Annotated in this window: 18 protein-coding genes and 1 tRNA gene; 1 reads left to right on the top strand and 18 read right to left on the bottom strand. The window is 38.1% G+C overall.

Going from position 1 to position 24,540, the window contains the following annotated elements:
* Window positions 1-4: 4 nt before the first annotated feature.
* The 18 genes from AB3G38_RS20170 to AB3G38_RS20085 all read right to left on the bottom strand — a co-directional run bounded on the left by AB3G38_RS20170 (window position 5) and on the right by AB3G38_RS20085 (window position 23,027).
* Window positions 5-991, bottom strand: coding sequence for a fasciclin domain-containing protein (locus AB3G38_RS20170; RefSeq protein ID WP_367865541.1), 987 nt, complete (start codon window positions 989-991; stop codon window positions 5-7).
* Between the two features lie 35 nt (window positions 992-1,026).
* Window positions 1,027-2,265, bottom strand: a complete 1,239-nt coding sequence (locus AB3G38_RS20165) for a fasciclin domain-containing protein (protein ID WP_367865540.1) — start codon at window positions 2,263-2,265, stop codon at window positions 1,027-1,029.
* Between the two features lie 4 nt (window positions 2,266-2,269).
* A complete protein-coding gene (locus AB3G38_RS20160) occupies window positions 2,270-3,364 on the bottom strand; it encodes a fasciclin domain-containing protein (protein WP_367865539.1) in 1,095 nt (364 codons plus the stop codon).
* A 33-nt stretch (window positions 3,365-3,397) separates the two neighbouring features.
* Window positions 3,398-4,594, bottom strand: a complete 1,197-nt coding sequence (locus AB3G38_RS20155; protein ID WP_367865538.1) for a hypothetical protein — start codon at window positions 4,592-4,594, stop codon at window positions 3,398-3,400.
* 9 nt (window positions 4,595-4,603) lie between these two features.
* The gene (locus AB3G38_RS20150; RefSeq protein WP_367865537.1) at window positions 4,604-6,307 is read right to left on the bottom strand and encodes a DUF4397 domain-containing protein; all 1,704 of its coding nucleotides are present in this window, start codon (window positions 6,305-6,307) and stop codon (window positions 4,604-4,606) included.
* A 2-nt stretch (window positions 6,308-6,309) separates the two neighbouring features.
* On the bottom strand, window positions 6,310-9,747 hold the full coding sequence (locus AB3G38_RS20145; RefSeq protein WP_367865536.1) for a carboxypeptidase-like regulatory domain-containing protein: 3,438 nt from the start codon (window positions 9,745-9,747) through the stop codon (window positions 6,310-6,312).
* A gap of 214 nt (window positions 9,748-9,961) precedes the next feature.
* On the bottom strand, window positions 9,962-10,993 hold the full coding sequence (locus AB3G38_RS20140; RefSeq protein WP_367865535.1) for a FecR family protein: 1,032 nt from the start codon (window positions 10,991-10,993) through the stop codon (window positions 9,962-9,964).
* Window positions 10,994-11,067: 74 nt separating this feature from the next.
* Window positions 11,068-11,664: an RNA polymerase sigma-70 factor gene (locus tag AB3G38_RS20135; RefSeq protein WP_367865534.1), complete on the bottom strand. Its 597-nt coding sequence runs from the start codon at window positions 11,662-11,664 to the stop codon at window positions 11,068-11,070.
* Between the two features lie 198 nt (window positions 11,665-11,862).
* On the bottom strand, window positions 11,863-13,977 hold the full coding sequence (locus tag AB3G38_RS20130; RefSeq protein WP_367865533.1) for a peptidase domain-containing ABC transporter: 2,115 nt from the start codon (window positions 13,975-13,977) through the stop codon (window positions 11,863-11,865).
* A 65-nt stretch (window positions 13,978-14,042) separates the two neighbouring features.
* A complete protein-coding gene (locus tag AB3G38_RS20125) occupies window positions 14,043-14,921 on the bottom strand; it encodes a hypothetical protein (RefSeq protein WP_367865532.1) in 879 nt (292 codons plus the stop codon).
* Window positions 14,922-14,960: 39 nt separating this feature from the next.
* Window positions 14,961-15,839 carry a hypothetical protein gene (locus AB3G38_RS20120; protein WP_367865531.1) on the bottom strand — a complete coding sequence of 293 codons (879 nt, stop codon included), beginning with the start codon at window positions 15,837-15,839 and terminating at the stop codon, window positions 14,961-14,963.
* 3 nt (window positions 15,840-15,842) lie between these two features.
* Window positions 15,843-16,685 (bottom strand): hypothetical protein, encoded by an 843-nt coding sequence (locus AB3G38_RS20115; RefSeq protein ID WP_367865530.1) that lies wholly within the window; start codon window positions 16,683-16,685, stop codon window positions 15,843-15,845.
* Window positions 16,676-17,872, bottom strand: coding sequence for a radical SAM protein (locus AB3G38_RS20110; RefSeq protein WP_367865529.1), 1,197 nt, complete (start codon window positions 17,870-17,872; stop codon window positions 16,676-16,678). Before AB3G38_RS20110 ends, AB3G38_RS20115 begins: the two co-directional genes overlap by 10 nt.
* A gap of 172 nt (window positions 17,873-18,044) precedes the next feature.
* Complete coding sequence (locus tag AB3G38_RS20105) at window positions 18,045-18,254, bottom strand: hypothetical protein (protein WP_367865528.1); 210 nt, start codon at window positions 18,252-18,254, stop codon at window positions 18,045-18,047.
* 114 nt (window positions 18,255-18,368) lie between these two features.
* Complete coding sequence (locus AB3G38_RS20100) at window positions 18,369-20,798, bottom strand: outer membrane beta-barrel protein (protein ID WP_367865527.1); 2,430 nt, start codon at window positions 20,796-20,798, stop codon at window positions 18,369-18,371.
* A gap of 220 nt (window positions 20,799-21,018) precedes the next feature.
* On the bottom strand, window positions 21,019-21,762 hold the full coding sequence (locus AB3G38_RS20095; RefSeq protein ID WP_367865526.1) for a LytR/AlgR family response regulator transcription factor: 744 nt from the start codon (window positions 21,760-21,762) through the stop codon (window positions 21,019-21,021).
* A gap of 360 nt (window positions 21,763-22,122) precedes the next feature.
* Complete coding sequence (locus tag AB3G38_RS20090) at window positions 22,123-22,365, bottom strand: hypothetical protein (protein ID WP_367865525.1); 243 nt, start codon at window positions 22,363-22,365, stop codon at window positions 22,123-22,125.
* Between the two features lie 589 nt (window positions 22,366-22,954).
* Window positions 22,955-23,027, bottom strand: a tRNA-Phe gene (locus tag AB3G38_RS20085).
* 211 nt (window positions 23,028-23,238) lie between these two features.
* Here AB3G38_RS20085 and AB3G38_RS20080 point away from each other — a divergent pair.
* The gene (locus tag AB3G38_RS20080) at window positions 23,239-24,534 is read left to right on the top strand and encodes a 4Fe-4S dicluster domain-containing protein (protein WP_367865524.1); all 1,296 of its coding nucleotides are present in this window, start codon (window positions 23,239-23,241) and stop codon (window positions 24,532-24,534) included.
* Window positions 24,535-24,540: the final 6 nt, after the last annotated feature.

Below are 24,540 nucleotides of genomic sequence, written 5' to 3'. Positions count from 1 at the left end.
TTAATTACTGTGTGATCTTCAGTACGCTTCCGATAGTATGCAATACGCCATTTCCTGTCAACACATCCCTCTTGGTTAGCATGACTGGTGATGTATTCCCCGTTCCCTTTAAGCGGATTCCTGAATAATTCCCGGGGGTAGCCGAGTCCGGGATAAGCTGGATCTGAACTGAATTACCATCTAACATGGTCTGCTCACTTTTTTCAGATTTCCCTGTACTTAGTATATAGTCATAAACAAACCTGCGGTCTGTCAGGATATGATACCGCAGTACAGTTGCCAGTACAGCCGGGTCCATCTGGTTGATAGCTTCGAGCGAAGGCAGTCCAAATGCGATCATAGCTTTATTATCCGGTGCGAAGATGGTATAAGGACCTTTACCTTTTAAAGTTTCAATTAATCCTGAACGCTGAAGTGCCTGGTAAAACAAACTGATATCCCGGTCAGAAGCAATAGCATCTGTGACCAGCTCATGTGTATAAGGCTCCAGCATCTGTTCAACTACCTGGACCAATCCATTAGATGCTTTGATATTTTGTGCGATTACTTTTGAACCGTTAATAGTGAGTATGGTATCTCCTGCTTTTATCCAGTGCGTTACAAATAGCTTACCCCCATTACCAGAACGGATCTCCTGATTAAACAGGAAAGGCAATTTATTCAGTTCATAACTTCCGTTCAGTATATGGTAATTCATAATGGCAGAAATCCTTGCGGGCTCTGCACCTAAAACAGCAGCAGCAGTACCGAGCCCGGCACTTGCAAAAGCTGCGTCCGAAGGAGCAATTGCAGTAAATGGTCCGGTTTCAAGCATTTTAGCTTTTAATCCCGACCTGATGAGGCCGGTATTGAAAATGGATAGATTAAAATTATCAGCTACTACAGCACTGATCTTATTGGTATCTCCTTCTTTAGTTTGTTCTTTATCTTTTTTACAACTGTACAGGCTAAAAGCAAGTAAGCACAGTAAAATATATTTATAGTTATTCATTGGTCTGCTGTTAAATCATTTAGTATTGATAAGAATTACAATTTGAACCCCTTAGGTACAATTAAATGGTCTACGACATGTACCGGCCCCATAATCGTATTGATATCCGCGTCTGTAATTGCCGCAGCAGGATGATCAGCGCCTTTAACATTCACCTTAACTACCCCTGCTTCTTTACTGAATTCTAATGGATTCGTATAAACGGGTAATTTGCCGTAAGATCCTGAGCCAACTATGGTGTAATTTGACAATAAACTATTGGTCAAATCATTAGAGTAAAAATTAGTTAAACCTTCCTCGCCTCTTCCTGTCTGCGGATCATTATAAGAAAGCATAGCTCCCCAGCGATGATAAGCGACCAATGTATCTGTAGCTAATCCACCAACCATGGAATAGGTTTCATAATCGAAGTAAGGGAGTGGATTCCGGTCATTCAGCGCCAGAATATCGTCTACTGTCTGATAACCTGCTTTATGGAAAACCTCGTCCGGAATCGCGAAAATGGAGTTGAAAACCACGTTAAAATTGGCATGTGATGGCAAATAGGTTAATCCCATTTTAAAGTCGTGCTGAACATTACCCTCACTAAGCTCTGCAAACAAGGCATCTGTCCGTTCAGTCAATTCCAGATACATCCCAAAACGTCCGTCTTCCTGTAATACCTGCAATAATGTTTTTGTTGGTTTATGCAATACATGATCTACCGGCCACAATACCCCATCTTTCGCCTGAACCGGAGCCGTTGTACTCTCTTTTTTTCCGTTAATAAAAAGTGCTCCGTCTGCATATTTTAAATATTGCAGATAAAAGTAAGGGTCAGATGGTGCAGCTCCTGAGACCGCTGGTTTAACTCTTAAATCTGGATTTTCCAGTAAACTCCTGCCTGCGAAACGATTTTCACTTATCTTAAAATCTTCTACCTTCATATTTCCTGCTATGACATGGTACAGCAGCACACTATCCAGCAGTTCGGGTGTTGTTTTATTGATAACCTCCAGTGTTAATCCATCTGCAATAAAGGCGGCATCAGAAGGAACAAGTAAAATAAATGGAGCTTTATTTCCTTTTGCCTTTAGAATCCCGTTCATATTACTGCGTTCCCATGCCGCTTTAAATAAAGTATATGGAGAGGCAGTCAATACTTCTTTTAGCGTAATCGTAATATCTGTATGTGGTACAGGCTGTCCTTCTGCTTCAGGCATAAACTCTGCTTTTCTGCATGATGCCAGCGTCACAAAAAGCAAGCAGCACGTCAATAATTTTATTAGTTTCATTTGCTTAGTTTTTTGGTGAATTATTAATTAAAGCCTCCTCTGGTAACAGTAACAGTCCCTGAACATCATGTACCAATCCATTGTCTGTCAGATTATCTGATAATCCCGGAATTGCAGCCTGGATAGAATTGTAGTTTGTATATAAATCAACAGGCGTTCTTAAATTCATCGTCAATGTGACTAACCTGGTAAAGTAATTTGACTGAGAGGACATCATAAGCAGCCAGTCGTTATCATCTACTTTTCTGATAAAAGAAGTTTCATTATTGATCGTCTTAAAAACATCATAATCAGAAATGAAGAGGTGCTTTTTATTTAAAATATAGGCACCAAAAAGCCTTTGACCTGAATAATTTTGTGTATTTAAAGCGGCAATTGAGGCTTCTGTAATACCGTTGGTTTCAAATACCTTATTCTGCGGTGCAAACACAGTAAACGGCCCGGCTGTTGAAAGTTTATCCCAAAGACCGAATTTCTTTAATCCGCTGACAAAAATGCTGTACTCTGGACGCCTGGCCAGCCAGTCCTGCACCGTACTTTTAGGCGTATATTTCATCACTTTATTCAGTACATGAATAGTTCCGTTGGCCACAGACACATCTGGTTTAACTACAGCTGACCCATCGAAATAAAGATCAGGGTCTGCATTACGGCCTCCACCAGGAAAAAGGTTTGCAGCAGAAGTGTATAGCTCATTTCCCCCGATAGTAAGATATCGGATATCTACTCCATTTACAGGAATATCCCTGGTAAGTAACCGGTAATTCAGAATATGATGCTGAACCAGGCTTTTCAGACTATCCTGATTCATCTTATCAAAGTCAGATGGCCTGCTAATTCCAATCTGCTGAAATGCCAAATTATTAGGTACAAGTACTGTAAATGGACCTGGCCCCTGCAGTTGAGCTGTTATACCCGTTTTTTCTATAGCCGCATAAAAAAGCGTCATGTCATAATTATTTTTGATAAAATCTGAGGCTAGCCTGAAATTCTCATTTTCTTTTACAATTTCCAGATCTTCATGCTTGCAGGAATTGAACAGCAGCAATAAGACAGGGATCAGCAGAAGTAATTTTTTGATTGATTTTCTAGTATTCATTAGAATTAATTATTTAAGGTCTGATCAGCCGGGTTAATAGATTGGAGGTGCGTATTTCCGCTGCACAGTAGTGAGATAAACATTTCCATTTACAATCTCAATTGTGTTTACTGTGGAAAATGAGCGTGGATTATAAATACCAGAATGAATATTTACAATCATATTCGGTAGTTGAGCAGCATTATCGTTCCCTGTAAGTTGTGATTTACCATCTGTCATACAGTTAACCGGAGCCCAGTTTCCACTGGTCTCTAACTGAAAAGATTCATAAGGGTTATTTGCAGGATCCATTCCTGGTGCCATCAAATCGATCCGTTGCCAGATATTAGTAAATATTCCATTGGATTTGCCATCTGCAAACAGAGGAAAATTATAATACGGACTTACTTCAAGCACTTCTGAGTTACGCGTCAGCTTACCTAATAATCTATTCTGATAACCAAAAACAGGATCGTTCATCGTTTTTTCGCTGGTGTATAAAGAATAAAAAATATTCATCTCTTCTTTAATTCCTCCATATAACGCTCCTGATTTTTTATAACTTGTTTTCTGATCTTTACTGGCTTCCAGAAAACCCTTTGCACTCATATTATAGAAATTGACATAAACCAGAGAGTCTGATAAGGGCAGTTTATGAAAGTTCTCTTTTCTTAAATAAATACCATTCTTTTTGGTCACAAAATTCTTTTGCAGAACATGAAGTGTATACACTTCCTTTGAATCCAGAACCATAGTTGTATCAATTAAGACCTTATGTTTTAGCTTGGGATCCAGCTCAAAAAAAGGAACGCTGTTAACCGGTCTGAACATAAATACGATCCGGTGTTTACCAGAAGGAATCTGCGCCCAGCTGCTCAGATCAAAACCATTCAGCACAGGGCCGACCAGTACATTCTCTTTTCCCGGGTATTCCGCATTTTTAAAAGAAACACCTGTTCCTATATGTGAGGGATATGGAGGGGCATAAGGCTCCCGCTGATCCAGAAAGTCACCTTTAATACCAGCTTTTACAGGCATTCCATCCTGATCCATTTCCGGATCTATCAGCATAGTCAGAAAAGGCACAGCTTCATCTTTATTTTCCAGACCTATGGTATAGTTAAGGTTATTAAAAACTCTTAAATAAGCCGGATCATCTATTTTTGCATAGTCTACTTTGCTGCAGCCAGCTGCAAAAAGCAACAGGACTATGGAGCTTAACAGGATATTTTTAACTCTTGATTGTGGCATAACTAACATCTATTTACTGTGTTTCACAATGATCATTTTTGCTTTCTTATCAGCAGGTGCCGATGGGCTTGTACTACCAACTAAGGCTATCGTATAAAAACCTGGCTCCTGATTGGGTAAATCTCCCCTGACATATAATTCTGGTCTGGCTATCAAATCTTTACTGTTCACTACAGGTATATCACTTGCCCAGGTTCCCGGAAATACCGTTGGCGAAGACCGGAATGCCATAATCTGATAAGGCTTCGCATCGTAAGACGCTCTGATATAAGGTGATTCTACAGGAAATATGCCCGGTCTCAGATTTTTCACAGCATCGGTATTAAATCCATAAGCACTTGGAAAATCCTGAGCATTATTAGTCGTTAGTGTTAAGTAAGGCATGTCCGGACAAAGATTTAAGAAACGGATATTGAATGGAAAGCCTGCCTTGTAACGAGAATAAGTGGCATCATCTCCACTTCCAGCGCCTGAAAACAAAGTTCCGCTCAGGTCATTGGCTACTGCACTGATGGTTGTTTTACCATTGGCATCCGGATGTACCCACAGCGTAAAATTGGTGTTAGCCCCAAGTTTCAGGGAATTACTTGCAATTACAGCTCCTGAAGCATCTGTTGCTTCAATTTTATAATCTCCGATAATGAAAGGTTCATATGCTGTTTGTCCTGTATAGTTCATTGATGCTCCCAGCGCTTTTCCATTAACCAATACCTTCATTCCATTGACACCCGGAATAGCATTTACAGCTTGTATACGCCCATAAGTTAAGTTAACAGGTTCATTCACATCATTGATCACTCTTAAACTGTTTTGATAGCCTTTAACTGTTTCCCCGTTATTAGAACTTCTGTAGGGAATCACAAATTCTCTGGCAGCAACAACTATGGTATAGACGCCACCCGGAACATAAGTTTTCAAAGGCACATAAGTCAATGTAAACCCTTCTATGGTTGATGTTGAAGGATTCAGAACCTGACCATCACCAAAACCAGGCACCTGAATACCGTCAGGGGTAAGTACCTTTAACTGAGCGGTAGTATAAGGCAATTCTATGTAGTCTGAATACTGTCCCGGAAGAATATTATTAGTTTTGCTGCTGATCAGCGTTCCATCTGCCCAGGCCAGGCTCATCGGCCCGTTAATACTTTCCATTCCTTGTTCAGGTTTTACTGTTGCAGAAAGATTTAGTATCCTAACCTTAAAACTGGATGGATTGGAAGCTGCGGCAACCGACCTCGGCACCCTTACAAAAGCCGGCTGACCGGTTACCTGGGCATACGTTTCTGTCGGCAGCAAATAGTAATCTGCTGGCTGGACATCTTCCTTCACTTCCAGTTGCAACGGATCTTTTTGCATCTGATAAGCAGCATGCTCTACCAATATTTTAGCAGTCCCATTTTTAAAAAAATTCTGTTGAATATTCCATGTGGTCTCCAAACGTCCTTTTTCAGGAAAATAAACAGTACCCGGAAAGGCTGAACCCATAGGATCATTAGGCTGTCTTATGATATAATTAGTCAGCGTATCTCCATTTGCCTGTACCTGGTTATAGTCTGCAAGGTTGATAATTCTGACAGATGAACTTTTACGTGCATCGGTTATACTGCGATTATCATATCCGGAATCTATTTTTTCCTTTTTACACCCTGCCAGAACCAGTAGCAAAACCGGCATAAAAGGAATTACTTTAAGATATTTCTTTAGTTCTTTCATTGTTAAAACAAGTTATAAGTGAATCCCATCATAAATTCGGTACCGCGTTTGAAGCTCCGGTTGATGTACTGGTTACCGTACCATTTACCACCTGTTCCGGGATTTGCATATACAGTCTGCACAGCTGGGTTGAGCATGTTTTTGATATAGCCTTTAAAAATCACGCGCTTTAAAATGCGCTGACTAAACACGAAATCAAGTACCGGGACAGGACGTGTATAGAGATCAGGCTCACCGGTAAGGTTAATTTGTACTAAACGTTCCCCTACCATATTAAAGGTTCCTGTCAGACTTGTACCTGAACGTTTATTGTTATAGTTTAACCAGCCGTTTATGGAATAAGGAGCTTGTTCAAATAGTGGGCTGTTATCGGGCGTATGCCTGTCTAAAGAACGGTTAGCCTCTAAACGCTCTGGTGATTTTTTAATATCACTTTGCGCCAGTAAAAGGTTTGAGCCAATAAAGAAATTATGAAGCGGATCCCAGATTCTGCCCAGGTCTTTTACAATTTCGATTTCTATTCCCCACACTTTACCAATATTCGGGTCATTCTCGAATCTGATAGTCGGGTATTCCGGATAAGTTGCAGCGAGACCACTGGTTTTCAGACTGAATACTTTGTATAATTGGTTCTTGATCCGTTTACCAAACAGAGATACTGCAATTACTTCTCCGTTATTCGGGAAATACTCCCAGCGGAAATCAATATTCTGAGTAGACTGGTTAATTAGTTTAGGGTTACCCACCACTAATCCCATCTGGAAGGCATCAAACTCGAATACATTGGTAATCTCTCTTAACTCTGGCCTCGCAAGTGTGGTATTATATCCTGCTCTGAAATTCATGTTATCCTTATAATTATAAGTCATGTTTAAAGAATAAAATGGCTTATACCCTGTCTTATAGACTGAGTTAGGACTTGTCAGCGATAAAGGGATACGAACACCTCCCGCTCCCGGAGTAGTTAAAGAAGGGTCAAGAAAAACTCCTGAAGTATCTACTTTAGATTGGATGTTAGTTGATTCAAAGCGCAATCCACCGGTAATCCGCAGGTCTCTGGCTAATTTTAAATCCAGCATGGCATAACCAGCTTTGGTTTCAAAGAAACCTGTATAGTTATTAGGTGATTTCTGAGTGTTATACAAAAAACCTCCTATTGGTCCGGCACCTTCACCTGTACCAGAAGCCATAGGACGGATACCTACTATTTCGGGGCTTACCAAACGATTCAGATTTCCCTCTACAGCATATAATGGCAATGCACCAAGAGAAGAGAAATTAGAGCCTGGCAGGAAAAGTACATTCTCTGTAAATACGCGGTCGCGGTTCAAATAGTTAACTCCTGTTTTGAACTCCTGTTTTTGCCCAAAGAGCTTGAATGGAATACTTACATCTGCCTTGTAGTTATAATTTGTTTCATCCAGATTTCTATAACGGCGGCCGTTAGGTTCTGCCTGGATAATACCATAAGCACCAAATCCGTTTACATAACCAGAAGAAAGTGCATACAGGTGATTGGTAAATACATATTCAGGAGAGGTATTAACCGGGCCGGCCTGAGGCCGCTGATAATACCCGCCACCACGTGGCGTATAATCCGCAAGCGTAACAAAACGATAATCAGGATCATTCTGGCTTGCTTTTGAACTAGCCACATTATAACTTAATCTTGGAGAATATTCTCCTTTTAAAAATTTATGCTCTCCCTGTAAATTGAAAGTATTCAATGTACGGTAAGATTGTTTTAAGGAATAAATAGTACTGTTTACCTCTCCTGGTAATCCGGTATATTCATATCTTCCTCTCATATTTGTAGCTTGCGTTTCGCCACCCCAGCTGCCCAGATATTGCATACTGATTTCGTGCTGCGGACTAAAGCGATATGTCAAACCTAATAAGCCACCATAGTTCAGTGTTTCTGTACCTGTATTCTCCTTATAAGTCTGATACTTGCCCATATACAAGCTATTCGGTGTGATATAGTTTGGAATATTCCTTGGACTGCTCACCTGAGGATTTCCGGTGACCACTCCTTGATAAATACTATATTGCTGAATATCTCCGTTATAAATATCAGTGGTACGACGATAGTAATTTGCGCCTGCAATTACACCTAATTTGTGTGTTTTAAACAGTTTATAACTGTTACCAAAAGTGGCAGAATACAACTGGTTTAATGGTGCCTGTTTATAGCCAGTTGTTAAAACCGGATCAAATCCCTGCATAATTCCGTTAATCCGGTTAACCTCCTGTTTTACTGCAGGACTATAACCGCTATTAGCAATCATTTTTTGAATTTGAGGTAAACCGCCTTTATATTGCTGTGCAAGATTTAAGAAATCTGGTGAAAGGTTCTTTTTATTGATATTATTACCTAAAAAGCCCATATCACTGTTATAGAAACTATTAACCTTTCCGCCTATTCCTATGTTAGAATTAAAACCTGATTGCATAATCAGATCAAATACCATACTGTCTGGTACTGATTTGGTTTTTAATTCCACAATACCCGCTGCTGCATCCGCTGGTTTATCTGGTGTTACAGTTTTATAGATAGTAATGTTATCTAAAAGCGAGGCCGGGACAAGGTCCAGGGGAATTGCACTGCGATCGGGATCTGAAGAAGCAAGACGGATACCATTCAGCTGCGCAATTACACTCCTGTCCCCTAGCCCCCGGATCGCAACATATTTATCATCAGTAACAGTTACACCCGATACCCGCTGCAAAGCCTGCGTAGTTGTGATACTGGCTGTGCGTTCTATCTGTACGGCAGATATTGCATCCTGCACCGTCGCCGATTTTTTTCTTTCATCCAGAACAGCAACTTCTGTATTGGTTTTTCTCCTGGCTTGTACAGTCACCTCACCCAGCTGGGTCGAAGATGCCTTTAAACTGATATTAATCTCTTTTGACTTCCCGTCTACCTTAATTTCACGGGTCTGATATCCTATATAAGAGATTACCAGTACAGCCCCTCCTTCAGGTACGGTGATATGGAATTTACCATTCGCATCAGTCGATACGGCCCCTCCGGTTGCTTTGATTTTTACACTTACCCCAATCAGGGTTTCTCTTGAATTTTCATCGGTAATCGTTCCGCTGATCGTAATGGGTACTGGTTTCTGATCAACAACAACATATCCCTCTACAATTTTATACTGCAGACCGGTATGAAATAAAAGTCTGTTGATCGCTTCTCTTACAGTAATTTGAGAAGAAACTAATGTTACACTCTTTTTCACCATTTTCATGGATTGTTCTCTGAGTGAAAATTTGATGTTACCCTGTTTGCCAATGGCAGACAGGCCTTCTGCTACGGTAACATTCTCCAGGCGCAGGCTTATTTTATGATCAAGATCCTGGCTCTTTACACTATTCGCCACAAGAATACTTAAGAAAGTAAGCTGGACTACAATGATTACAAAAGAGCATCTCATAATAAATTGAATTGAAGGATAATGATTTAATCCTTTTTGCATATTTTTGAACATTACGGGTTTATTCGCTGCGAGGCGATGATCTGTTTACTTAAACCGGAGGACGTCGAAATCACACGGTTTATGGTCATTAAATTTGTTCCCTGCCTGATAGGCGGGGAGCATTTTTGGATGTAGAAAAACTTACATAAACTTCCTTTCTTCTATAATGTGGTTAATTGATCGTGACATTTTTTTCATTTATTTTATAATGGAAATGACCTGTAGCACTTAGCACTTCCATAATTTTACGCAAAGAGGTACTGGCCTGCAAAACAACGGTAAGCTCTTCACTTGCTTTTGTCTTATTCCTGTAAGTTATTTTAACATCGTACCAGCGTTCCAGTACCTTCGTGATTTCCTTTAATTTCTGTTTGTTAAATACCAGCCTGCCATCCTTCCAGGACTTCACATCCTCTATCGCTGTTTTTGTAGTCACTGCGTTTCCCAGGCTATAGGTTACTTGCTGACCAGGAGTTAGTATAGCTAATGATTTTACCAGATTTTCTGAATAATCATCCACCCTTACTTTTCCTGTAGCTACAGAAATAATGAGCGGCTTGTCTTTGAAAGCTTCAACCCTGAATGATGTTCCCAGTACCCTGGTCTGAATATTACCAGTATGAATAATAAAAGGTTTGTGCGGATTTTTAGTGACTTGAAAAAAGGCTTCCCCTTCCAACTTAACTTCTCTGCTGCCGGGCGCAAATTTTTCTGGAAAAACAAGTTTACTGCCCGCTGCTAAAAAGACTTCAGAATTGTCGGGTAAGGTTACTGTCGATCGTTGTCCGTTAGCATTCACAACCTGACGCATAGCAATCAATCCCTGGACAGGAGCCTTTCTGAGTTTCAACATACTGTAAGTGCCAAAACTGAAAATAAACAAAGCAAGAACAGCTGCATAGCGCATATAGCGCTTACTTCTGATTTTGCGCATAAGTGTTTGAGCTGATTCTTCTTTTTGCAAAGCAGCTATTTCTTCTGCCTCCAGCTTTTTATAAAAAGTGGTCAGTTTCTCACTTAAGATGGGCTGATTAATATCCTTCTCCTGCTCCAACCCAGTCCAGCGCTCTGCCAGCACTTCTTCAAAAAGTTGCTGGGTATGCGGAAGCAGCATTAATTTTTTCATGTCTTCCAGCTCTTGCTGGTTACAATCCTGATTAATGTATTTCCTGATTAAGTTTTTTTGTATAGTATCCGATTGCATTCTAATTGTCGTTCTATGAGTAAAACACAATTAACCGGAGCTACCACCTATGAGAAATGAAAAAAAAACAGAAATTAATAAAATAGTACAGACAAGACTATCAGCAGCGTAAAATCAGCATGTTCGTTTAACTGTTTACGAAAAAAACTAAGCGAGGCCACCATATAGTTTTCAACGGTGTTTACGGAGAGATCCATATTTTGGGCAATTTCAGCGTAACTCATATCCTGATCTCTGCTCAGTTCGTATACTTTACGGCGCTGCGGACTGAGTTGACTAACTTTCTGGCGATAAAAGCTCTCTAATTCTTTGCTGTTGAGTTCATGGTCAACGTCTTTAGAGGTTAATGTAATATGATCCCGGACAAGTTCAAGAGAAACAGTAGGCAATATTTTTTTACGGTAATGGTTATAGATTGCATTCTTTACTGAGCGGTAAAGATAGGCCTGGAGGCTGTCTTCAATGGTTATTTCCCCTTTCTTTTTCCATAATCCCAACATCACGTCCATTACGAGCTCTTCTGCTATACAAGATTCTTTTAGATTTTTCAGTGCGAAATTATAAAGTGAATTATAATAGCGTTTAAAAAGCATATTGTAAGCTGCAGTATTACCACTGCGGTACTTTTCCAGCAAAAGCTTATCAGACAAATCGTTTGTTATTTTTGACATTTGCTAACCAAAGAATCTCTTGGTCGCAAAAGTAATCGGGAAAACACGAGTCTATATTAAGAGAATATTAAGTTATTAAAACGATTTTTAATCTTAATGCTCAGCACTATAATACTGTGTTGTTATAGCTAACGTACCACCGCCAGATGCTGATGTTACTGTCTCTTCTGAATATTTACAATACGTAAGACCATAATATTACCCAAGCTCCAGCTGATTCTTCACTAATTCATAATACTTCCCTCTGGTCCTGGTTAATTCGGCATGAGAGCCAAGCTCTACAATTTCACCCTTTTCCAACACTACAATCTGGGCTGCATTTTTAACAGTACTTAATCTGTGCGCAATTACCAATACGGTTTTACCAATAAAAAACTGTTCCAGATTATCCATTATTGCCCGTTCATTATTGGAGTCCAGTGCATTTGTCGCCTCATCAAAGAAAATGATCTGTGGATTCTTATATACGGCTCTGGCAATAAATAGACGTTGCTTCTGTCCTCCACTTAAATCAACCCCGGTACTGCCCAGTGCTGTGTTATGTTTTTGCGGAAGTGAATCTACAAAATCATCCAGACATGCAATTCTAAGTGCCTGATAAACCCTGTTAATATCTACATTTTTATTACTCATGGCTATATTTTGCGCAATGGATGAACTGTAGATATATCCATCCTGCATAACTACTCCGCACTGGCTTCTTAATTCATCTGTATTAATAGCTTGCAAATTGATATTATCAATAAAAATACCGCCATCCTGGGGCTGATAGAATGATAACAATAACTTCATTAAGGTTGTCTTACCACTACCGCTTGTACCAACAATGGCGGTAATTTTCCCTTTTGGGACAAATAAATTTATTCCCCTGAGCACATAGGGATTGTGAATGCCTGAGTACTTAAAAGAAAGGTTATTTACATCAAATCCTCTGTTTAATTCACCGGGAAAACTAATTTTCCCCTGATCATTTTCATTTGTTTTTAACTGTATTTCATTTAACCTTTCAAAAGAAGTTTTTGCATCCTGATAATCATGAAAAAAATTCATTATATCCTGAATCGGTACAGTGAGCTGGCCAACGATATAACCTATACTAAGCATAACTCCGAAGGTTATAGTTCCGTTAATAACCCAATAAGAACATAAGAAAGTTATAAAAATACTTTTCAGCTGATTGACTGTATTTATTCCGTTCTGCTGCAGCTGGGAAAGCTTCAGATTACTTAGCTTAAAATTGTATAATTTATGTTGTAGTTCCTGCCAGCTATCTACCCTTCCTGATTGTGCATTATTGAGCTTGATTTCAGTCATTCCTGATATTAAATCATTCAGATAATGCCTTTCTTCTATAGCGAGCCCAAATCTAAGGTAATCAAGCTTTCTGCGACGCTCCATAAACATGAAGAACCAAACAAAAGATAAGACTGTAAACAATAAAAAGCTTAAGACAATATATTTATCAAACCAAAAAATCTGTAAAATGTAAACCACTAAAAGCGACATTGAAAAGATAAAGGATACCAGTTTCGTAGACAGGAAAGTTTCAATCCTCGAATGGTCATCTATTCTCTGATAAATATCCGCATGATTCTTTGTATCAAAAAAAGAAATAGGCAGCATCAATAGTTTGATCAGAAAATCAGAGATGATCCCAATACTTAACTTCGTACTCAGTTTTGCCTGAATTAAACTTCTAATATAATTTGTAAGGGTTAAACTCCCAAACAATACAAATTGAAACAGCAGGACTTTCCATATAATATTGATGTCTTTCTTTTCTACCCCCTTATCCGTCATGTACTCAATAGTTCTTGGAATAAGCATGGAAATAAAACTGGCAATCATAATCACCAAAAGAAGAAAGCCTATCTGCTTTGCATGGGGCCTGAGAAAATCAATAAATTGCCAGAATATACTTTTCCCTTCAAAACTGAGCTCTTGTTTAATATAATTGCTTTCTAAGTCAGGCTCTAAAAATAAGGCTATTCCCTTTTCACCTTTGTCCGACCAGCCTTCTATAAATTCTTTTTCAGAAAGAACAGCAAAACCATAGGCAGGGTCACCAATGGTATATTTCCCATCTTTGATCTTGTACAAAACAACATAGTGGTTTTTCCTCCAGTGGATAATACACGGAAAAGGCTGCTTTTCTTTCAAATAGTCTATGGTAGTTTTGAATACTAAAGCTTTAAAGCCTATCTGCTCTGCCCCATACATAATATCCCCGATATTACTGCCCAGGCGCGAAGTATTGCATAACTCTCTTAATTCTGCTATACTGGTTCTTATTTTATAATATTCAGAAATCATTTTTAGACAAGCAGGACCACAGTCCATTAAGTCTAATTGTTTCTGAAAAGGGTACTTATAAAATTTCAGCATTTGAAAGCCCCAAAATAAACCATCGTAATATCAAGGTCCTTACTCCCCAGAGTGGAACCATCGTGAAAACAATTATCAGTTGGGGCTATATAATACTGATAAGGTTTTTGCTGCACCTTTATTACCGGATAATCAGGAAAATGCTGAAAAAAGAACTTTTGTACGTTTGAAATATTAACATTATTTTTTTTAATATCTATTTTCTTTCCGATCATATTTAAAGCCTGTTTCATTGAAAGGTTTACAAATAAAAAAGACCGGGTATTATTTCCTAAATTAATAGAAATCCTGTTTCCGAATTTATGAGCAGTATGTATGGTCATAGTCTGGGTTCCATCATTATGCATCCCCATATATTTAATATCCTGAGGCTTAAAGTCCGGGGGTAGTTTGGTGGTATTACAGGCAACCATTTCTACATTTGGCAAAGTTGTACCAATACAATGAAAGTTAAACGGTTTGTTATCCGCAAGCGGTGATAAAAAGGAATTCAAATTTGAACTTAGCTCTTTTGTTAGTTGCGCATCACCAGAAAATTTCTCAAAGACTTCTTCCCGGCTTTTGGCATTAGCAAGGTCCAACCGCATAAAGCTTTCTTTTAATACTTCTGGAATATCCCCAAGGTAAACAGTATTATAATCGTTTCGCTCCTCTTTTGCCTGTATACTTTTTATTTCTTCAGGATTTAAACCTCTCCAGTCTCTTTTAGGTATATAGGCATGATCTGCGTATTGAGGTGTATAAACCATCCCGTGAAAGTTAACCGGTTCGGTTACCAGATCTGTATGTAATACAGTTCCTGAATTTATATGGATGGCTTCATAACCCTGATTCATCTGGTTATGTATTAAAATTCCTTTTTTTAGCTTCATTCTATCAAATAATAAAATTTCCGTTAATACTTATTTAACTTAAAATCTGAATGCTCCGAAATAGACGATAATGATATCCAGAGCTTTCATTCCAAGCGTAGAGCCATCATGAAAGCAATTATCAGTTGGAGCGATATAATATTGATATGGTTTCTGATCTATTTTAATCACTGGATAATCAGGAAAGTACTCAAAAAAATATTTAGAGATACTGATGATATCAACCTGATGTTTTTGAGTATCCATTTTTTGCTTTAACATATTTAAAGCCTGGGTCATAGTCAGGTTAACAAACAAAAAAGAACGCGTTTCTTTCCCAAGATTGATGGTTAGGCGGTTTCCTGATTTATATAAAGCATAGGGTGATACGTACTTTGTACCATCGTTATGAATACCCATATACTTTTTATCTTGTTCAGTATGGTCAGATGGCAATACGGTAGTGTCACAGGCCACAACTTCTAAGTTTGGCAGATTAGTTCCCAGGTAATGAAACCGGAATGGCTTCCCGTCCGATTTAGACTTTAAAAATTCTTCGGTAGCCTGGTTAATCTCTAAGGTCGCTTCAGGGTTCTCCATAAATTTCCGAAAAACTTCATTCCTGTTTTTACAATTTTCTAAATTCAGTTTTTGCAATGAAGTCTTTAGATTCTCAGGAATATCCCCAATATATATCGTGTTGGAATCAGTGCGTTTATCAGTTGATTTCAATGTTTTAATTTCCTGATCACTTAACTCCCTCCAGTTCCTTTTTGGAGTAAAAGCATCTTCTTCGTAAGACGGAAAAAATGAAAGGTCTTCGTAAATGACTTTGTCCCTATCTTGATCTGTATAGTGCATCACTCCCGAATTGATGGTGATACAATCATAATCTTCACCCGATTGATTATGGAGCATTATACCCTTTTTTATCTTCATATCTTAATTATGTATTCCAGCCCTGTCAAAAACGCCCGTATAAACAATGGTAATATCTATTTCCTTATTACCGAGCGTGGTTGCATCATGAAAAAAGTTATCTGTAGGTGCTATATAGTATTGATAAGGTTTCTGTTCAATTCTGATTACCGGATAATCCGGATAATGCTTAAAAAACAAGTGGGCAATGTTATCCGGATTAACTTCGTTACCAGCTAAACCTGTCTTTTCTTTTACCATGTTAAACACCTGTATCAAAGAAAGATTAGTGAATGCCAGATGCCTGGTTTCTTTACTCAGGTTGATAGAAATACGATTTCCGGATTTATGAGCAGTATGAGGAGTAAAACGCTTACTCTGATCAATATGCAGACCTATATAAATAAATTCCTCATCGATATAATGACAAGTTATAGTTTCCCGATTTGGCATTGCCCTTGTGATCCGATGGAATTTATAGTTTTTAGTGGACGAAAAAGGGTGCAAAAACGTATCCAGCTCCTCATTAATTGTTTTCACTGCTGCTTCATCTTCCTTCATTTTGGGATATACCTGATCCAATTGCGTACACTCCTGTAGTCCGAGTGAAAGAAACGATTCCTTTAAATTCTGAGGTATATCTCCAATGTAAATGCTTCTGCGGAAATCAGTATTCTTCTGATCTGCTATTAAAATCTGCTCTTCAGCAAACTCCAGCTTACGCCACTCCCGTTTTGGGATATATGATCCGCCATGATAGTTCAATCCAGTTTCAATAGTCGCTAGCATTGTTCCATTATTAATGGCTAATTGTTCGGCTATAGTGCTCAGATCACTACAGATATGAAGTCCCTTTTTTAAGTACATAATATAGCGGGCTGCTTAAAAGAAATTAGTTTTTGCTTAACATCACTCTCTATGCCAATCAGAGAAGGCTTTTTGATCTCCTCAATGAGTTCTGAATAAGATAGTTTGTCAGCTTCCATTTTAGCCGTCACCTCAATTGGAAGACTATCAAGAATGTCATTTTGTATAAAACTTAAAATCCTGATAATATCTTTACAGTAAATCGTTGGATTATCAAAGCCGTTATCATTAGCGTATCTGCTGCCTAGAAAACCACCCCCGCAGAAATCATATACCGGGCAGTTCAGACATTGTTCACACACCATATCATGTGCATTATAGTAGACTTCAAAAATATCATCCTCAAAAAGCTCTTCTATTTCATTTTTATGAATATTGAGGTTATTCCTTGTTATCCCCTCATAGCACGCTCTTAATGAATCCACAACTTCTATCCCGCCGTCGGTTTCTATAACTGCTACTCCGTTCTTCTTTTTTCCGAAAGCCTGGTTCCCTACATTTTCTTCTCCCGCAATCATTTCGATCAGGGTTTCAAAAAATCTGATGGCAGGCCTGTTTTTGTCTCTTTTCCAGATGATAAAAAGTTCAATCAGCCAGTCAGCATATGGTGTGTAATCGTCCTCACCAAACCTTTCTGCATCAAACCCGTCAGGGAGCTTATCATAATGGCCATCAGGCAACAGTAAATTCAAACTTCCTACATTAAGTTCTTTAAGTTCCTGATAAAACTCCCGGGTGGGGATATTGGTATTCATCACCATGAGTATACCCATCAGGCCATTTTCCCTGCCTAATTTAACTGCCTCTGCAACCTGATTATAAGACCCTTTTCCATTATGAAACACACGGAAGGCATCGTGATACGCTTTAGGACCATCTATACTAATCCCGATCTTAACGCCATTAGCTTTAAATAAGTCATACCACTCTTTATCCATTGTCACCCCATTGGTCTGGATAGTAAAACCAAATTCAATTTCCGGTGAAGTCTCTCTAAAAATATTTATACATGTTTTGAAATATTCCTTACTCAGTAAAAGTGGTTCTCCTCCGTGAAATACTAGCTGAACATAATCTATACCTGCGTTTTTACAATAGGACTTCAAACGTTCAGAAAATACAGTGACCGTTTCTAAAGACATGAATTTAGGCTGCTTCAGGTAGGTTTGATCTCCTAAATTGTACATATAGCAATACGAACAATTAAGGTTGCAACGACTTGCAATCTTAAGCACATAAGAGGTTACTTTTTCCATTATTAAATAGAGTTCAGGTTATTTCAAGGTTTTGGGGTTCAGTCTTAAGCTTCCATAAAATATAGATAGCCAATTAGCTAAAATTGGCTATCTATGAAATCAATTAGCCAATTGCCTGTAAGAATGTGTCATGCTTATCATAAGCAGACGCTTTCGAACGCAAATTGCTAACGGCAACAACTGAGCAGCCAGAACTTACTCCGCCAAAAATGGCTTTGTAAAGATCTAATTGTTCGTTTTCTGAAGAATTAACAGCATCGTTAAGGATACTTTTTTCTTCCTGGCTTGATGCGATTTTTGCATTTTTTTTCATGGAATTATGGTTTAAGGTTGAAAATTAGCCATCAGTAAGGACATGGCGGCCGCCCTTTCACTTATATATTTATTGAAATGAAACAAGAGAATAGATTTTATTTAACTAACTCAATTACATTGTTCTTTGCTTGACATCCTCATACCCCGGATCCCGGTCTCTTTTATCTTTCACAGTTGATTTCCCAAAACTAAAGCTCACTGAAAGTGCCACACTCCGGGTATCATAATAGTTTCGATCCCTAATGATGAGCTCATTCAGCTTGACTTTATACCTGTCCTGATTGCTCTTAAAAAAATCCTGTCCCGATAAGGTAATGTTCCAGGAACCTATTGATTTTCTCAATCTGACTTCAGTTTCCAGCCTGTTTCCTATTTCCGTATTTACAATGGTCACAGGAAGTGTATTGTTAGCAATTACAGTACAGCTAAGTCCTCTTTTCTTTGATATAGTAAATGTTTGATTTGTCGAAATACTAAAAAGAAAAGATCTGTTATCGATAGTTACATCACCAGCATAAGATCCTTTTGACACTACATATCCTGTTAATGTTGTTGCTGTTAATTTCCACCATGGAAACAGCTGACTGTAATAGGTTATTGTATTTGAAAAAGCATACTTGTTGCCATAGTTCACTTTCTTATTGGCAATCACATTTTCTGAAGGATTATATGGAAGTGCATAAAATTCATCCAGCAGCTGACTGGCAGCAAACTGAATTGAATAAGTACCTGTTTTATTGCTGAAAGTATGGCTTAGCTCCTGCCTGTAATACTTCGATGGTAATAAAAAGGGATTTCCTTCAAAGTAAGTCTGGTCAGTTGTATAAGTTCTGAATGGATTAACATCCCAAAAACCAGGCCTGGTTATTCTACTGGATAAAGCCAGAACAAATGTCTTTTCTTTTGCTGTAGTATATTTTAAAAAGGCCGTTGGGAAAAAATTAGTGTAATTTCTATCTACTGCCTTTACACTTTCAAGCCAGCCTTTTGCAATCGTATTTTCAACCCTTAACCCCAGCTGATAAGACCACTTTGTGTTTACAGTACGATTCAGAATAGCATAAAGTGCATTTATGTTTTCATTATATTTGAACAGATTACTTGTTTTAGGGTCTTTTACCCAAACATCTTCAGCAACTCTATCCTCAAAAAGCAAATTATTGTTGATTTTTGAGAAGGATGTTTTTGCACCAAAATCAAAGGAAGTATTCTTATTGGCAGGCCATTCAAAATCAACTTTAAGAGACTGATTACTGATGTTTTGAGGTGATGAACTTCTAAACCAATCCTGAATATATAAGGATTGATTCGTTAACAGATCCAGTGCGTCAGTTTTACTTATTGAATTGTTTTTTGATCTATATTCCAGGGCATCAAAATCAATGCTGATCTGTTTCCCTGAAGAATCTAGTTTACCCTGATAATTTAAGTTAAGGGAATAAGTTTGCGAATTTAATTTATCCTTGTTATTAGTAAGACTAAGTGAGTCAACATTGCTAAAATAATCACGTCTGAAAGCATCACGTGTCTCTTGATGCCAGCTCCCTGCATAATCAAATAAAAGCCCTACAACATTGTTAGCATTAATCTGATGGTCTATTCCCAAGTCACCCCCAGGAGACAAATCCTGAAAATCATTTAAAGAATTAACACTTCTATGTATTAAATTATCGGAAGAACCTGCGGGGTAATCAATATCCTTTTTAAGTTTAGGTTTCCTGCTCCTGTTACTCATGTACAAATCAGTGAATATATTCCATTTTCCTTTTCGATTATTCAGATAAACACTTCCTGCTTCAGAGTTAACTGCAGTTTGTCTGGTACTTAATACTGCGTTTCCGAGAAGCCCTTCTTCTTTATTTTTTTTGGTAAGGATATTGATAATTCCGGCACCACCTTCCGCATCGTATTTGCTCGGGGGTGTTGTAATGACTTCAATTGCCAGCAGGTTATCTGATGGAATACTGCTCAGGTAATTTTTTAAGGCATTTCCTGTAAGTACCTTCCGTTTATTATTGATGTATACGATTGCGCCAGAGGTACCGCTAATTTGAATTGTACCGTCAGATGAAACGTTTACCAGAGGAGTTTTTTCTATAACATCCCAGATATTATTCCCAAAAATAAGATCTGTTTCGGCAACATTAAATCGAAGACGATCAATCTGTCTTTCAAAAATTGGCTTTTTAGCTCTTACTGTTACTTCTTTTAAATTCTGTATGTTCTGATATTGCACACTAATCAATGTATCAGCATTGATATTGGCCGATATTACTGTGTCTTTATAAGCGACGTACTTAAACAGGAACTTATAGCTTCCTTTGTTAATGTTTTTAAATTGATAATGCCCAAGACTATCAGTAATTGAATTGCCGATAACAGCAGATCCCAGCTGAAGGCTGACTACCACTAATTCTAAGGGTTTTCTTTTATCATCTGTCACCCTGCCCTTGATTGATACCTGTGCAAAAACTGCAAAAGAACAAAAAACAAGGAATATAGTCTGAGCGATTTTAATCATATTAACAGCAGTAGATTTCATGAAATTAATAGCTTATATATTAGATATTGAGATACATAACCCGATTGTATACAAATGTATCAGGGCACCAAAGCCATTTTCCTTTAACTTCATTAATTTCATCCGGTTAGTTTTTATTAAACTAATTCGATAAAACAGAAATTGGAAATATTTTGGATGAACAGGGATTAATACGCTATAGAAAGGCAGATTTTCAGGATAAAAATATTCTGAGCAGTGATTACAATTTGCGTTTTGCTTTCAGTAGATTTTGATTTACAAATACATTGAAATCCTTTTTGTAATGATCACCTACTGTAATCTTTCTTCCATTATTTAATGTAATTGTATTTCCGTCAATATATTCGATGTGTCTATTGTTAAGAATAAAGCTTCTGTGAAACTGTTCAAAACCTCTTGCTTTAGTCAGCCTGTTTGAAATCTCCATTAAAGAGATATAAGTAAGAATACTTCTGTCAACTGTATAGACCATCACATAGTTAAGTTTACTTTCAATCATCACGATATCATCATAGCGGATCTTAACCAGTTTCAAATCGTCGTCTTTACTTTTTATAAAAAAAAAGTCCTGATCAGAAGAAATTCTGGCAAAATCTGAATCTGGGATTGAAGGAGGAAATAATTTATGGATTGCAGTTAAAAATTTAGCGAAGGAATAAGGCTTTAACAAATAGCCATCAGCCTGGACCTCAAAAGCTTCATATCCATATTGAATGTGCGCAGTGGTTATCAGTAATTTATCAGTTTTTGCTCTGATTAATCTGGCGAGATCTATTCCTGATATTTCCGGCATGTCAATATCAAGCAATAGCAAATCAATTGGACCGCCCCTGGCAATTTCTTGTAATGCATGTATAGGATCAGTATAACTCGCAATTAATTGCAATTCCGGAATCTTTATAAGATAATTCTTTAAGCCCTCTACAGCATGAGGCTCATCATCAATAATTACACACTTATACATTATACTGTCTTAAAACTCTAAGATAGTATAAAAAGCATTTCAGGCAAGTGTTTACACACTTGATTAACAACAAATAGATAATTAGTTATAAAAAATTTTTATAAACGAATTTTACTGTGCTTTTGAAATTCGTAATTTGAATATGTTTACTAAAACGTATCAATCTGACTATTTTACGATAAAAAAATTATGGATCAAGTCATAAACTCGTGGATCAGGGATTAAATTTCAAGTTTTGGGTTTGATATTTTCTGAGTTCAAAGCAGCTGGTTACGATTCTTTAATCAGCTGATTACTTCCTGATTTTATAGTTCAGTTTATCCTTATTAAACGCTCCTGATTACTTTGATAAGAGATCGGTCAACGCTTCAGCGGAATTCTTAGCGGGAGGAAAGATCCTGATTTTTCCAGGCTGGCTACTTTGACGAAAGTGCTCTGATGCCTTTGGGCTTCCATTGTTTGTTTCCTTTTGCCCGGTACAGAACTTTTGAAACAACCTGTACGCCAAACTGCTGCTTTAAAAATGAAATCGCCCAGGATTCCCTTTGAAAATTTACCCGTTAAACTTCCCATAATAAATATCTTTTCACCAATGTAAGCCATTCGCGTTAAAGATTATCCTGATGCGTAAAAAATGGCCGTAATTGTCCGCAGCTGTCTGCAATTGTCCGTGGATTAGTCAAAGGGAAAATTATAATTTCATTCATCTTCAACTAGTTATGGTTTGGTTGTGCCTGAGTGGTGGTCGGGATGACACCAGGTTGAGAACGGGCTTGAACTATGGCAAGTCCAAGTCATTTCAACTAGTTGTTTTGACTTGGACTTGCCATGCTCTCACGTTACTTTAGCATTGCTCTTACCCTAACGAGTACCCGACCAGTACTCGGACAGTACCCGGGCAGTACCCGGACGATATAGCTTTATGATTTAGCTATTTTGAATTTATTTACGAACAGCCCGGCCTTGTTTCCCCTGAGTCATTCCCAGGCAAATTGAAAGCTTTCAGCGCAACTTCCACAGGCATAAGAGCATCCGTGACAGCAAAGACTTTCCGTTTAGCGTGTCAAAATTTATGCTTAAAAAATGAGCCTGCTCCAAAAGTTTATGACTTGATTCTAAATTAGAATCAAATCAACAAAAAAACCTTTGAAAGCAAAAAAGCTTCAGATTTCTCTGAAGCTTTTAGAAGAAGTGGTGTGGGCCGGGATCGAACCGGCGACACAAGGATTTTCAATCCTTTGCTCTACCGACTGAGCTACCGCACCATCTTATTTCAACATGTTTAACCATGTTCCCCTCGGTTGGGAGTGCAAATGTAGTTTCTTTTTTCGAATTGCAAAACTTTTTCTGAAAATAATTTAAAAACGCCTCAGAATTATTTAAAACGGCTCTAAATTTGAAATAATTATGCAAGCATAGTATTTTTTCTGTGCTAATTATTTTAACTTAGCATGACTGTAAAAGATTAACCAAATAATGATTTCACAAATTCTATTTATAGCAATCACCTTAGCGGCTATCGCCTTATTCAGCTTCAACCTGAAAAAGGTCATCCGTAACATCAGAATTGGTAAAGCGGCAGACCGTACCGACCAGCCTCAAAAAAGATTGATGACCATGATCAGAGTTGCCCTTGGGCAAAGCAAGATGGTAGTACGTCCAATTCCGGCTGCACTGCATTTTGTAGTCTACATTGGTTTTGTGATTATCAATATCGAAGTGCTCGAAATTATGATTGATGGAATGTTTGGCACTCACCGCGTGTTTGGAGGGCTGGGCAGTTTGTATAACTTTTTGATAGGCTCATTTGAGATCCTGGCTTTAGGGGTATGGGTTGGTTGTGCTATTTTCCTGATCAGAAGAAATATTTTAAAACTGAAAAGATTAAACAGTCCTGAATTGAAAGGCTGGCCAAAATCTGATGCGAATTATATCCTGATTACAGAAATTTTGTTAATGACTGCATTTCTGTTGATGAATGCAGCGGATGCTAAATTGCAAGCTTTAGGTGCACATCATTATATCACAGCAGGCGCTTTCCCTGTGAGTCAGTTTCTGCAAAATATATTACCAGGGAATGAAAGCAGCCTGATTGCTATAGAAAGAGGTTGCTGGTGGTTTCACATCATCGGTATTTTTGCCTTCCTGAACTACTTACCTTATTCCAAACATTTCCATATCCTGTTTGCCTTTCCAAATACTTATTTCTCTAATCTGGAGCCAAAAGGTGAATTTACGAATATGCAAAGTGTAACCAATGAGGTTAAAGCCATGCTTGATCCATCCTTCACTCCTGTTGAAGCAGAGGCCGGCCGTTTTGGTGCAAAAGACGTTAATGATCTCTCATGGATAAATCTGATGAATGCTTATACCTGTACCGAATGCGGACGTTGTACTTCGGTATGTCCTGCCAATATAACGGGCAAACTGCTTTCTCCACGTAAAATTATGATGGATACCCGTGACCGCATGGAAGAAGTAGGTAAAAATATTGATCAGACAGGCAATGGTTTTGAAGATGGAAAATCACTGATTGACGATTATATCACCAGAGAAGAATTATGGGCTTGTACAAGCTGTAATGCTTGTGTAGAGGCTTGTCCTATCAATATAGATCCTCTTGCAATTATTACAGACCTGAGAAGGTATGCGGTAATGGAAGAGTCTCAGGCTCCTGCAAGTATCAATGCGATGCTTGGAAACATTGAAAACAATGGTGCGCCATGGAAATATTCTCCGGCAGATCGTTTGAACTGGGCAAAAGAAAGTTAAATTTTA

Origin of the sequence: Pedobacter sp. WC2423, from assembly GCF_040822065.1 — a bacterium.
In the GTDB taxonomy this organism is placed as follows: Bacteria; Bacteroidota; Bacteroidia; order Sphingobacteriales; family Sphingobacteriaceae; genus Pedobacter.
The sequence above is the reverse complement of the archived record's forward strand: the minus strand, read 5'-3'. Positions and strand labels throughout refer to the sequence as shown.

Bases quoted from the DNA above. Each gene is read 5' to 3' on its own strand.
- AB3G38_RS20170 (WP_367865541.1), bottom strand. From the start codon at position 991: ATGAATAACTATAAATATATTTTACTGTGCTTACTTGCTTTTAGCCTG.
- AB3G38_RS20165 (WP_367865540.1), bottom strand. From the start codon at position 2,265: ATGAAACTAATAAAATTATTGACGTGCTGCTTGCTTTTTGTGACGCTG.
- AB3G38_RS20160 (WP_367865539.1), bottom strand. From the start codon at position 3,364: ATGAATACTAGAAAATCAATCAAAAAATTACTTCTGCTGATCCCTGTC.
- AB3G38_RS20155 (WP_367865538.1), bottom strand. From the start codon at position 4,594: ATGCCACAATCAAGAGTTAAAAATATCCTGTTAAGCTCCATAGTCCTG.
- AB3G38_RS20150 (WP_367865537.1), bottom strand. From the start codon at position 6,307: ATGAAAGAACTAAAGAAATATCTTAAAGTAATTCCTTTTATGCCGGTT.
- AB3G38_RS20145 (WP_367865536.1), bottom strand. From the start codon at position 9,747: ATGAGATGCTCTTTTGTAATCATTGTAGTCCAGCTTACTTTCTTAAGT.
- AB3G38_RS20140 (WP_367865535.1), bottom strand. From the start codon at position 10,993: ATGCAATCGGATACTATACAAAAAAACTTAATCAGGAAATACATTAAT.
- AB3G38_RS20135 (WP_367865534.1), bottom strand. From the start codon at position 11,664: ATGTCAAAAATAACAAACGATTTGTCTGATAAGCTTTTGCTGGAAAAG.
- AB3G38_RS20130 (WP_367865533.1), bottom strand. From the start codon at position 13,977: ATGATTTCTGAATATTATAAAATAAGAACCAGTATAGCAGAATTAAGA.
- AB3G38_RS20125 (WP_367865532.1), bottom strand. From the start codon at position 14,921: ATGAAGCTAAAAAAAGGAATTTTAATACATAACCAGATGAATCAGGGT.
- AB3G38_RS20120 (WP_367865531.1), bottom strand. From the start codon at position 15,839: ATGAAGATAAAAAAGGGTATAATGCTCCATAATCAATCGGGTGAAGAT.
- AB3G38_RS20115 (WP_367865530.1), bottom strand. From the start codon at position 16,685: ATGTACTTAAAAAAGGGACTTCATATCTGTAGTGATCTGAGCACTATA.
- AB3G38_RS20110 (WP_367865529.1), bottom strand. From the start codon at position 17,872: ATGTACAATTTAGGAGATCAAACCTACCTGAAGCAGCCTAAATTCATG.
- AB3G38_RS20105 (WP_367865528.1), bottom strand. From the start codon at position 18,254: ATGAAAAAAAATGCAAAAATCGCATCAAGCCAGGAAGAAAAAAGTATC.
- AB3G38_RS20100 (WP_367865527.1), bottom strand. From the start codon at position 20,798: ATGAAATCTACTGCTGTTAATATGATTAAAATCGCTCAGACTATATTC.
- AB3G38_RS20095 (WP_367865526.1), bottom strand. From the start codon at position 21,762: ATGTATAAGTGTGTAATTATTGATGATGAGCCTCATGCTGTAGAGGGC.
- AB3G38_RS20090 (WP_367865525.1), bottom strand. From the start codon at position 22,365: ATGGCTTACATTGGTGAAAAGATATTTATTATGGGAAGTTTAACGGGT.
- AB3G38_RS20080 (WP_367865524.1), top strand. From the start codon at position 23,239: ATGATTTCACAAATTCTATTTATAGCAATCACCTTAGCGGCTATCGCC.